Annotated in this window: 16 protein-coding genes; 8 read left to right on the top strand and 8 right to left on the bottom strand. The window is 67.8% G+C overall.

Translation table 11 applies throughout. The features are described 5' to 3' along the window. Nucleotides 1–12: 12 nt before the first annotated feature. Both R8G01_18815 and R8G01_18810 read right to left on the bottom strand, forming a co-directional pair. Nucleotides 13–1953, bottom strand: coding sequence for a VWA domain-containing protein (locus tag R8G01_18815; GenBank protein MDW3216056.1), 1941 nt, complete (start codon nucleotides 1951–1953; stop codon nucleotides 13–15). After that, nucleotides 1946–2425, bottom strand: a complete 480-nt coding sequence (locus tag R8G01_18810; protein MDW3216055.1) for a hypothetical protein — start codon at nucleotides 2423–2425, stop codon at nucleotides 1946–1948. Before R8G01_18810 ends, R8G01_18815 begins: the two co-directional genes overlap by 8 nt. 352 nt (nucleotides 2426–2777) lie before the next feature. Here R8G01_18810 and R8G01_18805 point away from each other — a divergent pair, with 352 nt between their 5' ends. The 3 genes from R8G01_18805 to R8G01_18795 are packed head-to-tail and all read left to right on the top strand — an operon-like array spanning nucleotide 2778 to nucleotide 4853. Next, complete coding sequence (locus R8G01_18805) at nucleotides 2778–3002, top strand: hypothetical protein (protein ID MDW3216054.1); 225 nt, start codon at nucleotides 2778–2780, stop codon at nucleotides 3000–3002. Nucleotides 3003–3012: 10 nt separating this feature from the next. After that, nucleotides 3013–4452 carry an AarF/ABC1/UbiB kinase family protein gene (locus R8G01_18800; protein ID MDW3216053.1) on the top strand — a complete coding sequence of 480 codons (1440 nt, stop codon included), beginning with the start codon at nucleotides 3013–3015 and terminating at the stop codon, nucleotides 4450–4452. Beyond that, nucleotides 4449–4853: a hypothetical protein gene (locus R8G01_18795; protein MDW3216052.1), complete on the top strand. Its 405-nt coding sequence runs from the start codon at nucleotides 4449–4451 to the stop codon at nucleotides 4851–4853. The genes R8G01_18800 and R8G01_18795 overlap by 4 nt, the downstream gene beginning before the upstream one ends. A 44-nt stretch (nucleotides 4854–4897) precedes the next feature. Here the strand turns inward: R8G01_18795 and R8G01_18790 are convergent, their stop codons facing one another. Together R8G01_18790 and R8G01_18785 are read right to left on the bottom strand one after the other, a co-directional pair. Then, nucleotides 4898–5584, bottom strand: a complete 687-nt coding sequence (locus R8G01_18790) for a hypothetical protein (GenBank protein ID MDW3216051.1) — start codon at nucleotides 5582–5584, stop codon at nucleotides 4898–4900. Further along, nucleotides 5581–6408: a Bax inhibitor-1/YccA family protein gene (locus tag R8G01_18785; GenBank protein MDW3216050.1), complete on the bottom strand. Its 828-nt coding sequence runs from the start codon at nucleotides 6406–6408 to the stop codon at nucleotides 5581–5583. The genes R8G01_18790 and R8G01_18785 overlap by 4 nt, the downstream gene beginning before the upstream one ends. 424 nt (nucleotides 6409–6832) lie before the next feature. Between R8G01_18785 and R8G01_18780 the strand changes: the two genes are divergently transcribed. Together R8G01_18780 and R8G01_18775 are read left to right on the top strand one after the other, a co-directional pair. Continuing rightward, a complete protein-coding gene (locus R8G01_18780; GenBank protein MDW3216049.1) occupies nucleotides 6833–7771 on the top strand; it encodes a sigma-70 family RNA polymerase sigma factor in 939 nt (312 codons plus the stop codon). Between the two features lie 51 nt (nucleotides 7772–7822). Continuing rightward, nucleotides 7823–8356: a GNAT family N-acetyltransferase gene (locus R8G01_18775; protein ID MDW3216048.1), complete on the top strand. Its 534-nt coding sequence runs from the start codon at nucleotides 7823–7825 to the stop codon at nucleotides 8354–8356. A 9-nt stretch (nucleotides 8357–8365) separates the two neighbouring features. On the opposite strand, the gene R8G01_18770 is transcribed toward R8G01_18775, so the two are convergent. From R8G01_18770 to R8G01_18760, 3 genes are all read right to left on the bottom strand, one after another. Beyond that, nucleotides 8366–8779, bottom strand: coding sequence for a cytidine deaminase (locus tag R8G01_18770; GenBank protein ID MDW3216047.1), 414 nt, complete (start codon nucleotides 8777–8779; stop codon nucleotides 8366–8368). A 116-nt stretch (nucleotides 8780–8895) separates the two neighbouring features. Next, entirely contained in the window at nucleotides 8896–9198 is a 303-nt protein-coding gene (locus tag R8G01_18765; GenBank protein MDW3216046.1) for a hypothetical protein, read from the bottom strand. A 52-nt stretch (nucleotides 9199–9250) separates the two neighbouring features. Beyond that, the gene (locus R8G01_18760) at nucleotides 9251–9811 is read right to left on the bottom strand and encodes a hypothetical protein (protein MDW3216045.1); all 561 of its coding nucleotides are present in this window, start codon (nucleotides 9809–9811) and stop codon (nucleotides 9251–9253) included. Between the two features lie 103 nt (nucleotides 9812–9914). Between R8G01_18760 and heR the strand changes: the two genes are divergently transcribed. Beyond that, nucleotides 9915–10712: a heliorhodopsin HeR gene (gene heR, locus R8G01_18755; protein MDW3216044.1), complete on the top strand. Its 798-nt coding sequence runs from the start codon at nucleotides 9915–9917 to the stop codon at nucleotides 10710–10712. 7 nt (nucleotides 10713–10719) lie between these two features. On the opposite strand, the gene R8G01_18750 is transcribed toward heR, so the two are convergent. Continuing rightward, nucleotides 10720–10989, bottom strand: a complete 270-nt coding sequence (locus R8G01_18750; protein MDW3216043.1) for a hypothetical protein — start codon at nucleotides 10987–10989, stop codon at nucleotides 10720–10722. 83 nt (nucleotides 10990–11072) lie between these two features. On the opposite strand from R8G01_18750, the gene R8G01_18745 reads away from it, so the two are divergent. Then, nucleotides 11073–11984 (top strand): mechanosensitive ion channel family protein, encoded by a 912-nt coding sequence (locus tag R8G01_18745; protein ID MDW3216042.1) that lies wholly within the window; start codon nucleotides 11073–11075, stop codon nucleotides 11982–11984. Between the two features lie 62 nt (nucleotides 11985–12046). Beyond that, nucleotides 12047–12652 carry a flavin reductase family protein gene (locus tag R8G01_18740; GenBank protein ID MDW3216041.1) on the top strand — a complete coding sequence of 202 codons (606 nt, stop codon included), beginning with the start codon at nucleotides 12047–12049 and terminating at the stop codon, nucleotides 12650–12652. Nucleotides 12653–12670 lie beyond the last annotated feature (18 nt).

Below are 12670 nucleotides of genomic sequence, written 5' to 3'. Positions count from 1 at the left end.
GCTTCGACATGGTCACTCCGGGACGACGAACAGGATGCAGGACACGGCCTCGTTGGCGGCGACGGTGATGTCGATGCCGCCGATCGCTCCCGCGCCCGGATCGGCCAACGACAGCTTGCTCGGGTCGGTGATCTCGACGTTGCGACTCCGGCACACCCAGTTGTCGGCGGTGTAGCCGGTGCCCTCGAGCGTGCGAGGCTGGAGGAGCACCTCGGCGGTGGTACCCCCCTCGGTGGAGATGTCGAACACGGCCGTCTTGCTGACCGCCGACGTCGTGCTCTCGGTGAGCGGCCGATCGACGCCCGACACCTCGTAGGTGACCGCTGACCGGAGCGGCGTTCCGTCGGACGCCTTGCGGGTCTGGACGGTGAGCGAGCCACCGCACTCGGCGAGGGCGATCGACTCGAGCGCACCACCGAACTGCGTGAAGTCGGTGGTGGTCAGGATGTCGGCGTCCTTGACCGCAGCGGGGTCCCATCCGCCTGCGTACTCGACCTTGAGATAGCGATCGGAGGTCGTGCCGCTGAAATTGCTGAGGTCGTTGCCCGCGATCAGGTCTCCGAGCGGCACCTCGGCCAGGAACGAACGGGCGTGGGAGAAGCCGGTGCCCGATCGGTACGGCGCCGACCAGCTCGAAGCGATCACCGAGTCGGGGATGGTCGTGTCACGGTCGAGGTTGACCCAGTCGTCGATCTGATTGCCGACGCCGACGCCGATGACCCGCGTCGACGTCTGCTGCAGCAACCAGCTGGCCCGGTACCAGCCTCGCGGACTGAACTGGGTGGCATCGGTCGTGTTGTCGTAGTCGAAGTGGCTCGGCACCGATGGCGCCTCCGGGGTTTCGGCGCCCGTCTGGTTGTCGGTGTCGCGGTCGTTGGTCGGCAGGCCGTCGGTGAAGAACACGACCAGCTCGGCCGGCGGCGTCGCCGGGTTGGAGACGGCCTCGTAGGTCTGGCCACCCTCGGTGTAGAAGGCCCGGTACAGCGCATCTTCCCAGTTGGTCGCACCGCTGTTGTCGAGGTCGTCGATCGGTGACGACGAGCCGAGCAGGTCGTCGACGACCGACTGTTCGGACAGATCGAACCAGTAGTTCCAGGGATGCGGCGACGAGTTCGGGTTGTCGTCGAGCACGCGCGCCCGGCTGCTGAACCCGACGATCTGGAGGAGCGTCGGCGTACCGGCGAAGGTCTCGACGAACGACTCGACGCCGGCCTTGACGCGGTTGACGTCGGCGTTGCTGAGCGAACCCGACTCGTCGACGATCAGGGTGATCGGTCCGCCGCAACCACTACGTGCCTGGAGGAACTCGGGTGGCTGGATGGCGGCCGGTTCGAGGTCGACGCGCTCGACGCCACCACCGCTGAAGGTGAGCAGATCGGTGCCCGCCGCGCCGTACACGCTGACGGTGACGCGGCGCCCGCTCGAGTTGACGATCTCGCTGCCGTTCGGGTCGGTCTCGAGCACGTCCGGCGGGAAGGTCACGCTGATCGGCGGCGTGCCACCGGCCGCCGGCGGCGGCATGTCGCGCACGAGGGTGACGGTCCGGCACGAGCCGCCGCGACACTCGACCCGACGGAACTCGTAGGTGCCGTCGGCGGTGACGCCGTATCGGTAGCTCACGTCGACGTTGACACCTTCGTCGTTCCACGACAGATGAGCGATGTTGTCGCCGAACGTGCAGGCGGCCGTGGCACACGGCTCGTACGCCACGTAGCCGACGGCCTGAGCGGGGTCGGTCGAGTCGGGCCACTCGGCCGACGTCAGGTCCGCCGGCAACCAGGTCCCGAGGTTCTGTTCCCAGCGGGCCGTGTCGGCGCGTGCGGTGGTCTCGGGTGCCTGGCGGAACACGACCGTGATCGCCGCTGCGAGCACCGTGGCGATCAGGGCCACAACCGCGACGGAGACGACCAGTTCGATCAACGTCATGCCGGCATCGTCGTGGTGTCTACGCATCGCCCTTCAGCACCTCGATTTCTCGTTGCAGCCCGTTGTTCGGGCTCGTCATGGTGACCGTGATGCGTTGCACCAGGTTCGGGAGGTACGACCCGTCAGGACAGGCGCCGTCGACCCAGACCCCCGCTGCCAGGTGCTGGTAACTGACCGTTGCGTACGACGGCGCCTGTGCTGCGGTGACCCCCAGCTTGAGCTGCGCCGCGGCATACACCGGGCCGCTCAGATCGCACCGGTACGCGGCGTCGGAACGTGGGGCCCGTTCGATCCGCTCGGCGGCGGTCAGGAGCGCCGACTCGACGCGAGCGGCTTCGCGGCTCACTCGCGACGCGCGGACCGACGCCTGCGTCGCCGCGAGCACGCCGAGGACGACGGTGCCGAGCAACGTGATCGTGACGAGGATCTCGACGAACGTGATGCCTCGATCGGGAGGCGTCACGCGATCGGTGTCGCCGAGATGTCGGAATCCTGTCACGTCACTCCCTTCCGCCACGGACGTTCGTTCAGGTGATGCCCGACGTTACAGTATTCCCGCAAGTTTGCATACTTTTGACCGAGATTCTCGGCAAATTGAAGCCCGGACGACGAGGACGACGGACGGAGCGGCGGGTCTCGATCGTCCGTCGCGGGCGTGTGACGGACGCAACAGGTGCGCCCGGTTCGATGAGATCTTGACGACGTCATAATGGGGCGGCGAGGGCGAGCTCCCGATGATTCCGCCATCATCGGTCGAGATCGCCCTCGCTCTGTTCTCCCGACGGTTCAACCCTCGGCTCGGTCTCCGACCGAGTTCCGGGGTCGGCCGACGACCGGGTAGCGTCGGACCCGTGACCGACGCCGACCATGCACCCGACGAGGGAGCAGCATCCGACCCGACGCCGGCCGATCCGGCGACGGCGTCGCCCGACCTGGCGGCGATCGAGCGTGACCTCACGGCGGTCGAGGCCGCGCTGGCCGCGCTCGACGACGGGAGCTACTGGGTCGACGAGGTGACGGGCGATCCGATCCCCGACGAGGTCCTCGCGGCCAACCCGGTCGCACGCCGCGTCTGATTCGGCCGACATGGTCCCTCGCCGTGCCTCCATCGCGACGCTGACCGCGATCGCCGCGTCCGTCGCCGCGGCGAGCATCGCCGCCAGACGCTCGGGACCGATCGGTCGCCTCGGACGATCGGCACGGGTCTGGAAGCTGTCGGCCAGGAACTCGGTCCGGTTCGCTGCGTCCAAGGTGCGTGGCGTCGGCTCACCCGCCGAGCGCCGAGCCGAACTCGACACCCAGTTCGCCGTCCGCACCGCCGCCGACGTCGCCAAGGAGCTCGGCGAGATGAAGGGCGTCCTGATGAAGGCGGGCCAGATGATCAGCTTCATCTTCGAATCGCTGCCCGATGAGGCGCAGGCCGCGCTCGCCACGCTCCAGGCCGACGCCGCGCCGATGGCACCGAGCCTCGCCGCCGGCGTCGTCACCGATGCGCTGGGCCGTCCGCCCGAGCAGGTGTTCCTCGACTGGACCGACATGCCGGCCGCCGCGGCGAGCATCGGTCAGGTGCACCGGGCGGTCACCCACGACGGGCGCGACGTCGCCGTGAAGGTCCAGTACCCGGGCGTGCACGAGGCGATCGAATCCGATCTCGACGCCGCCGAGGTGATGTACGGCATGTTCTCCTCGCTGATGCTGAAGGGGCTCGACGCGAAGGGTCTCGTCGACGAACTGCGGGCGCGGATGCGTGAAGAACTCGACTACGGCCTCGAGGCCGACAACGCCGCGGAGTTCGCCCGCCTGTTCGCCGGTCACCCCTGGGTCCGGATTCCGCGTGTGGTCACCGAGTACTCGACCGAGAAGGTGCTGACGTCCGAGTGGGTCGACGGCATGTCGTTCGACGAGTTCCGCGCCACCGCGAGCCACGACACGAAACAGCGAGCCGGCGAGGTCGTGTGGCGGTTCTCCCAGCACGCGGTCGTTCGCCACGGCGCCTTCAACGGCGACCCGCACCCCGGCAACTACAAGTTTCACCACGACGGCAGCGTGACGTTCCTCGACTACGGGCTGGTCAAACGCTGGTCACCCGGCGAGTGGGAGACGCTGCGACCGACCCTCGACGCCGTGATCGTGCACCGCGATCCCGAACGACTCGTCGCCGCCATGGAGCAGAGCGGATTCCTCCGAGCGAATCACGGGCTCGACGCCGACCACGTCTTCGACTACGTCTCGAGCCCCTACGTCCCGTACCTGACCGACGAGTTCACGTTCACCCGACAGTGGATGATCGACACGATCGCCAAGATCTTCGACGTCAACGGCCCACACTCCGACGTGATCGAGCATCTCAACATGCCGCCCAGCTTCGTGATCCTCGACCGGGTCGTCTGGGGCGTCAACGCGATCCTCGGCAAGCTCGAGGTCGGCGGACCGTTCCGAGGGATGCTGCTCGAGTACGTCGCCGACGGCGAGCCCGCGACCGATCTCGGAGCCGCCGAAGCGGCGTGGTGGGCGGTGGCCCGGTGAGCACCGGAACACTCGGCATCGTCGAGTTGGGCGACGTCTGCGCCCGGCAGCGAGCGCTGAGCCTCGACCTTTTCCGCGAACTCGGCGCGTGGGTCGCCGACGCCGACGTCGAGCACCAGCGGTGGTACGCGACCGCGTGCCACCGGCACGCCTGGCACGCCGAACTCTGGGCGCAACGCTCCCCCACGATCCCGCCGGTCGACCTCGAAGCCGCCGTCACCGACGCGAGTCGGACCCGGCTCCCGAGTGGGCCCGACCCGGTGGCCTACCGCTCGGTGATCGACCGACTGCTCGACGAACTCGACCGACTCTCCGGACGGGCCGACCCGGTCCTCGACCCCGGCACCCACCGGGTGCTGACGCTCGTACGCCGCGACGTCTCCGACCTGCGCAACCCCTGACGAGCGCACGGACCGGGGTTCGTTCCGACCGAGCGGCGTCCCGGTCAGCGGAAGCTGACGAAGCTGCGCACGATCGGTCGCTTCGGCCCGATCGATTCGACGAGACCGTGCGGCGGCCAATGGTCGTCGCGGCTGTACGCCCAGTACTCGAACGGGTTGAGGTAGTACGCACACGATTCGACCACCTTGGTGAAGGGCTCGTCACGTCGGCGCAGCAACCAGAGTGCCGCTCCGCCGACGCCGCCGCCGACCGCCCAACCGAGATAGAGCGCCGGGTACAGGGGCCCGAACCATCGGGCCTGCCAGACGTGGACGTCCTCGTGGTCGGTCACCAGCTTGGCCCGGCGCGGCTTCGTGAGATCGCCGGCACCGTTGACCACGTTGCCGAACGTGGTCGCGAACCGCGACCGCGGTTGGAACCCGCGGGCGTAGACGTGACGGTTCTGGCGACGGCTCAGCTCGTCGGAGTAGCCCGCATCGCCACGAACCGCGGCGACGCCGTGCGACACGACCCCGGAGAACGTGGTGGCGAGCGCCCAGGTCGAGTCGAGCGCGAAGGCGCCGACACCCTTGGGCGAACGCCAGTCGTAGATGCCGCGCCGGCCGGAGACGAACCCGTTGAGCCCGCCGATGATCGCGGCGGGCGCGGCGACCCCGGCCAAGGATCCGACCGCGCCGGCGAGCGCAGCGCCAGCCGCCGAAGCGGCCACTGCCTCGCCGAGCGGGGTCACCGCTCGCGGAGCTTGGCGAGCAGGCGGAGCAGTTCGAGGTACAGCCAGATGATCGTGACGAGGAGTCCGAACGCGGCGTACCACTCGAAGTTCTTGTCGAGGCCCTGCTTCGAACCCTTCTCGATGAAGTCGAAGTCGAGCGCCAGGTTGAACGCCGCCAGACCGGCGACCAGCACGCTGAAGCCGATGCCGAGCAGGCTCGGACTCGACAGGAAGCTGACCGAGCCGCCGAAGAGGCTGATCAGCATGCTGATGCCGTAGAAGACCATGACGCCGATCGTGGCGGTGACGACGATCTTGCGGAATCGTTCGGTCACCCTGATGACGCCGGTGCGGTAGAGCACGAGCATCACGGCGAACACGGCGAGCGTCATGCCGGCCGCCTGGACGACGAGGCCGTCGTACAGGTTCTCGTAGGCCCGCGAGATCGCGCCGACGAAGAAGCCTTCGGCGATCGCGTAGATCGGAGCGATGAACTTCGCGAGGTGCGGCTTGAACATCAGGAGGAACGTCAGACCGATGCCGACGATCAGACCGCCCCAGGCGAGCATCGGGATCGTGTTCTGGTAGCCGACGCTGCCGTCGGAGAACAGGACCTCCTCAGGGGCGCCGGTCGAGAGCCAACCGAACGTGGCGCTCGCGAGCAGCAGCACGAACAGGGTGGCCGTGGCGCTGATCACGCCGTTGACGGTCATGGTCTCGCGCACGTACGGGCTGCTCGGCCCGTCGCTCACGGGTGGGAAGTACTCGGTGTTGGGCTCGGGCGGCGCCCACGTGTTGGATGCCTGCGCCAGCGCTCGGTCGTTCAGAACCGGATTTGCCATCGATCCCTCCTTCGGAATCTCCGTGCCCAGAGGGCACGAGTGACCTCCAATCATACCGGTCAGGGGCATCCCGGTACCGGAAACCGCGTCCCGCCCGACGAACTCCCGAGGTCACCCGATCGGGCGGCTTCGAGCCACCCGACGGGCCCCGTGAGAGCGATACGTTCCGATCTGAAAATGAGATACCACCAGGCCAGCCATACGGAACACAGTTATCCGCCGGGGAAACGGGCCCCGCTGGTTGGCCATCTGGAGCGCGTCGGTATCGTTAGCACAACCCTTCAGTGACCTGGTGGATCGTGCAGCCCGCAAGGCGAACGGGAGTGGCACCCCGAACGTCAGCACCGACCAGACGACCTGAGAGGCATCAGCGATCGCCGATTCGGCGACTCGTCCAAGCATCGGACCCAAGGGAGCCAACAACGTGGCCAAAGATCGCGTCGACCGTGACGACGAAGACCTCGTCCGCCTGTATCTGACCGACATCGGCCAGTACACCCTGCTGACCAAAGACGACGAGGTCCGTCTCGCGAAAGCGATCGAAGCCGGCAAGGAGGCGATCGAGACCCTCGACGCCGGCGGCAAAGAGGTGACGCCGGCCAAGAAGCGTGAACTCCGCCGTCTCGCCCGCAAGGGCGAAGAGGCCGAGCGTCAGTTCGTGCAGTCCAACCTTCGCCTCGTGGTGTCGATCGCCAAGAAGTACCAGGCGTCCGGTCTCCCGCTGCTCGACCTGATCCAAGAGGGCAACCTCGGTCTCATGCACGCCGTCGAGAAGTTCGACTGGCGAAAGGGCTTCAAGTTCTCCACGTACGCCACCTGGTGGATCCGCCAGGCGATCACGCGGGGCATCGCCAACACCGGTCGCACGATCCGCCTCCCGGTGCACGCCGGCGACACGCTCGCCCGCCTACAGAAGGCTCGCTCTCGACTCGAGCTCAAGTACGGCCGCCCGGCCACCCTCGCCGAACTGGCGAAGGAGGTCGAGATGCCCGAGGAGAAGGTCACCGAGGCACTCCGCTTCGCCGCCGAACCGCTCTCGCTCTCCGAGCCGCTGCGCGAAGACGGCGATGCCGAACTCGGCGACGTCGTCGAGGACCGATCGGCCGAATCGCCGTTCGAGGTCGCCGCCACCGCGCTGCTCCCCGAGGAGATCGCGCGGCTGCTCGCCCCACTCGACGAACGCGAGCGCGAAATCCTGAAGCTCCGTTTCGGTCTCGATCGCGGCGAGCCGCGCACGCTCGAAGAGGTCGGCGAACACTTCAACCTCACCCGTGAGCGAATCCGCCAGATCGAGGCCCGCGCGATGAGCAAGCTGCGCCACCCGTCGAGCGACACCGGCGCCCGCGACCTCCTCGCCGTCTGACACGCGCCGGTCCATCGGGCGGCGACACGCCGCGTTTGCCAAACTGGGTCGATGTCTTTCGAGATCCGGGCAGCGACGCGCGACGACGCCGACGGCATCACCGACGTCCAGGTCGCGTCCTGGCGCGCCGGCTACGCCCATGTCTTCCCGCGGTCGGTCCTGTACGCCGACGACTTCGACTCGTCGCGCCGCTCCTTCTGGAACCTGTGGAGGTTCGCTCCCGGCCATCGCGTCGCCGTCGCGGTGCAGGCGAGCGACGACGGCGACCGTGTGGTCGGGTTCGTCTCCTACGGCCCCGAACGTGAACGGGCGCGCGGCTTCACCGGTCGCGGCGAGGTGTGGGCGTTCTACCTCCACCCCGACATGTGGGGCAACGGGCTGGCGGCGACGATGATGGAGTACACCGAGACCCGGCTGCGCGCTGAAGGATTCGACAGCGCCGTGTTGTGGGTGCTCGACGACAATCCGCGGGCGCGGGCGTTCTACGAGAAGTTCGGCTGGCAGACGTCGGGCATGACCGCCGACTTCGACGACTACTGCGAGGTCAAGGTCCCCGAGGTGGAGTACCGCAAGGACCTCACCTGAACGAAGCCGTCAGGCGCCGACCTTCGGTCCGTTCGGCAACAGCTCGCCGACCGTCGACACGGCGATGGGACCATCGTCGTCGTCCCCGACCACGACGATCATCTCGCGCCCACCGAGTTCGAGTGCGACCTGGAGGCAGGCGCCGCACGGCCAGGTCAGCGACCCGTCGGTGTCCGGGGCGGCCAGTGCCAACCGGGTCGGCTTGGCACCCGAGGCCACCGCCGAGAACATCGCCGCCCGCTCCGCGCACATCGCCAGTCCGAGGGAGACGTTCTCGACCAGGACACCGACCACGACGTCGCCGGCGTCGGTCGTGACCGCCGCCGCCGTCTCGAACTTCGAGTACGGGGCGTACGCCCGGTCGGTGTTGGACCGGGCGAGGTCGATCAGTTCGTTGTCGGACGGGCCGTCGGTCGAGTTCACGACCACATGGTGCCCGGGACACCGGTCGACCAAACTCCACGAGGAATTGCGAATGCCCCGGACATCATTGTCCGGGGCATTCGAGTTGGGGGGTGTTCGGGGGGTCTGGGGTCGGGTCAGACGGTGATCGGTCCGGAGCCCGGCGTCGTCGACTCGGTGGACGAATCGGCTCCGTCGGTGCCCACCGTGTCGGCGATAGCCGAGCCGGCCGTGTCGACCACGTCGGCGACCCGGTCGGACGTGGCGCCTGCCACGTCGCTGATGTTGCTGGAGATCGAGTTCACGATGGAACTGGATCGGACCTTGTCGACGGTGGAACTCGCCGTCGTCGCAACGCGATCACGCTGTTGCGGAGTCATGTTGTAGATCAGGTATCCGCCGACGACGGCCCCGGCGAGGAATCCGGTGGAGAACTTCATGAGTGGATCATTCCCTGCGTCGACCGGGTCAAACCTCCGGCCCGTGAGATTCTCACGCCGACCGGAGCGCCGTGATCAGCTGGCGCTTCGACATGCTGCTGCGGCCGTCGATGTCGAGCTCCTGCGCGCGGTCGTACAGGTCGGACTTCGTCCACTCCTCGTACGCGATACCCCGAGGTGTCGCGTCGGGGTCGACGGTCGCCGTCGCGTCGTCGAGCAGCTCGCCCGTCGCTTCGCGGGTCGTAGCAGTGGTCGCGTCCATCTGGCGCTTGGCCTGGCCGATCGTCTGCTTGGCGGTCGTCTCGGCCATCTTCGAGGTGCGCTCGACGGCCGACTTGGCCTGACCGGCGGTCTGCTTGGCGGTCGTCTCGGCCATGTTCGCCGTGCGCTCGACCGCGGACTTGGCCTGACCGGCGGTGGTGCGGGCACCGGTGCGAGCGGTGTTCACCACGGTGTCCATGCGTCGGGCCACGTCGGACACGACGGAGATCACGACGTCGTTCGTGCGCCGCACGGTGGCGCGGCCGAGCGCGAACGACTTCGCGGGAAGCGGGGGCAGGCGGTTCTCGAGCTGGTCGAGCCGCTGGGTGAGGTCAATCGTGGAAAGCGTCATGCCCCTGGGTTACCCGGCGGTAGCACCACTGAAACGTGCGATGACCGCCACGCTGGGCCCGGGACAGGATTGAAATCGTCCGCACCGTGGGATCATTGGTCGCATGACCTCCAGTTCGCCCGTGCACGTGTCGGACGAACGCGCCTCCGGCCTCCGTCGACTCAACCTCGGGCTCGGGGCGCTGCACCTCGTGTCGGGCATGTTGATGGTCGTACTCGGCGACCGGTCGTTCGAGTTGCCGGTCACCACGTTCTCCACCAACGGACCGCCGGGGACCCCGATCAGCGACGGCAACTTCACCGACATCGGCGGCATCCCGCTGGCGTGGGGGACGGCGACGTTCATGTTCCTGTCCTCGCTGTTCCACTTCGTCGTGGCCACGGTCGGCTTCGGCACCTATCTCGACGAACTCCGGAACGGGAGGAACCGATTCCGGTGGGTCGAGTACTCGCTCAGCGCCACGCTCATGATCGTCCTCATCGCCGGCATCACCGGGGTGACCGACATCGCAGCGCTCATCGCGATCGCGTTCGTCAACGCCTCGATGATTCTGTTCGGTTGGGCGATGGAGGTCGCCAACGCCCCCGACCGCACCGCGACCTGGTGGAGCCCGTTCTGGTTCGGCTGCGTCGCCGGCGCCGGTCCGTGGATCGCGATCGCCGCGGCGTTGTTCGCCGGCCTCAGCCTCGACGGATCGGAACAACCGCCGACGTTCGTGTACGGCATCCTCGTGTCGATCTTCGTGCTCTTCAACTGCTTCGCCGTCAACCAGTGGTTGCAGTACCGGCGTGTGGGCAAGTGGAGCGACTACGTGTTCGGCGAGCGCGTGTACGGCGTGCTCAGCCTGGTCGCGAAGAGTGCGCTCGGCTGGCAGATCTTCGCCAACACCCTCGTTGGGTGAGTCGACCTCAGCTCGGCGACTCGGACGAGCGTGACCGCACGAACCTGGCAGCGGCGGCGGCCACCGTCACGATGACCACGCCGGCCAGCACCTCGCGCGGGTGACGCGCCACGAACCGGATCGTGCGCCCGACGATGCGAAAACCGGTGCGACCGACGACCGCAGCGGTCGAGGCAGCGGCCTCGGCGAGGTCGGCGAGATCCTCGGTGACGTCGCCGATGGCATCGCCCGCCGCGTCGACGACATCGACGGCGACCTGTGTGTTGCTCCGACCCATGACCACTCCTCTGCTCGGACTCTGCACCCAGCGTACGCCCGGGACGGCGGTTGAGCGCTCCCGACCGGGGGTATCACCGCCCCATGCTCGAGTCAGTCGTGGACGATGCCGGCGCGGAGATCGGACAGTCCGCGAGCTCGCTCTGGGACAACACCCTCGACGCACTCCCGCGGATCGGAGCCTCACTCACCATCATCCTGCTCGGCTGGGTCGTCGCGCGCGGGCTCCGCTGGCTCCTGCACCGGTCGTTCGAGCGTCGCCACACTCCCAGCTTCGCCCGGGTGATGAGCAAGTTGATCTCGTGGATCCTGCTCGGCCTCATCGTGCTCGTCGCACTCGCGATCACCTTCCCGTCGGTGCGACCGGTCGACCTGCTGGCCGGGTTGGGCTTCTTCTCGGTCGCCGTGGGGTTCGCCTTCCAGGACATCCTCGAGAACACGCTGTCGGGTGTGCTGCTGCTGTTCCGGCAACCGTTCCAATCGGGCGATCAGATCGAGGTGATGGACCAATCGGGCACCGTGGAGGGCATCACGATCCGTGAGACGCGCATCATCAAGTACGACGGCGAACTCGTCGTGATCCCGAACCGGGACGTGTACAAGAACGTGATCGTGGTCCACACCCATCACGAGGACCACCGGCAGCGGTTCGTCGTCGGCATCGCCTACGAGAACGACGCACAGGAGGCGACCGATGCCGTCACCGCTGCGCTGCGGGAGGTCGACGGCGTTCGGATGGAGCCGCCTCCGATCGCCGTGGTCGAGAACCTCAACGTGTCGACCGTCGACATCGCTGCCATGTTCTGGACCGACTCGCGTCGGTTCGACTCGATCCGGGTCAAGGACGCGGCGATCAAAGCGGTCAAACGACGGCTCGACGACACCGGTATCGAGATGCCGGCGGACATCATCGCCCTGCAGGCCACACCGAGTTTCAAGGCCGCCCTGCAGAACGAGGCCGAGGTCACCCCCGCCGGCAGCGTGCGGTCCGACTGACCCGACGTTCGGCCGGCGACACCCGGCAGACTGAGCGTTCGACCCCGACCAGGAAGTACCCCGTGGACAAGACTCGTTTCACCGTCGCCGAACTGACCGGCGCCGACCCGTACAAGCTCGCGACCGGATTGATCGTGCCACGACCGATCGGTTGGATCGGCTCGATCTCCGCCGATGGCGTCCCGAATCTGGCGCCGTACTCGTTCTTCAACTGCGTCAGCGGTGCACCCCCGACGTTCGTGTTCTCACCCGGCCGCGGCGGCCGTAAGGACACCCTGGCCAACGTCCGCGACGTCGGCGAGTTCACGATCAACATCGTGACGGTCGAGGTGGCGGAGGCGATGAACGCGACCTCGGCCAGCCACCCCGCCGACGTCGACGAGTTCGAGGCCGCCGGGCTCACCGCCGTGCCGTCGGTGACGATCCGGCCGCCGATGGTCGGCGAGAGCCGGGCGAACATCGAGTGCGTCGTCACGCAGATCGTCGACATCGGCCACCCCGAACACGGCAGCGCGCTCGTGATCGGCGAGGCGACCGAGTTCCACGTCGACCCCGAACTGCTCGACGGCACGCGAGTCGACCAGGCCGCCCTCCGGGCGGTCGGGCGCCACGTCGGCAACCTCTACAGCCACAGCACCGACCTGTTCGAGTTGATCCGTCCCGCCTGACGGCGAGGCTCCCGGCGG

The sequence above is a fragment of the Ilumatobacteraceae bacterium genome, assembly GCA_033344875.1.
Lineage (GTDB): Bacteria > Actinomycetota > Acidimicrobiia > Acidimicrobiales > Ilumatobacteraceae > Ilumatobacter.
The sequence above is the reverse complement of the archived record's forward strand: the minus strand, read 5'-3'. Positions and strand labels throughout refer to the sequence as shown.

Coding starts and splice junctions, on each gene's coding strand:
- R8G01_18745 (MDW3216042.1), top strand. CDS start 11,073: ATGCTCGAGTCAGTCGTGGACGATGCCGGCGCGGAGATCGGACAGTCC.
- R8G01_18760 (MDW3216045.1), bottom strand. CDS start 9,811: ATGACGCTTTCCACGATTGACCTCACCCAGCGGCTCGACCAGCTCGAG.
- R8G01_18785 (MDW3216050.1), bottom strand. CDS start 6,408: ATGGCAAATCCGGTTCTGAACGACCGAGCGCTGGCGCAGGCATCCAAC.
- R8G01_18750 (MDW3216043.1), bottom strand. CDS start 10,989: ATGGGTCGGAGCAACACACAGGTCGCCGTCGATGTCGTCGACGCGGCG.
- R8G01_18800 (MDW3216053.1), top strand. CDS start 3,013: ATGGTCCCTCGCCGTGCCTCCATCGCGACGCTGACCGCGATCGCCGCG.
- R8G01_18775 (MDW3216048.1), top strand. CDS start 7,823: ATGTCTTTCGAGATCCGGGCAGCGACGCGCGACGACGCCGACGGCATC.
- R8G01_18765 (MDW3216046.1), bottom strand. CDS start 9,198: ATGAAGTTCTCCACCGGATTCCTCGCCGGGGCCGTCGTCGGCGGATAC.
- R8G01_18815 (MDW3216056.1), bottom strand. CDS start 1,953: ATGCGTAGACACCACGACGATGCCGGCATGACGTTGATCGAACTGGTC.
- heR (MDW3216044.1), top strand. CDS start 9,915: ATGACCTCCAGTTCGCCCGTGCACGTGTCGGACGAACGCGCCTCCGGC.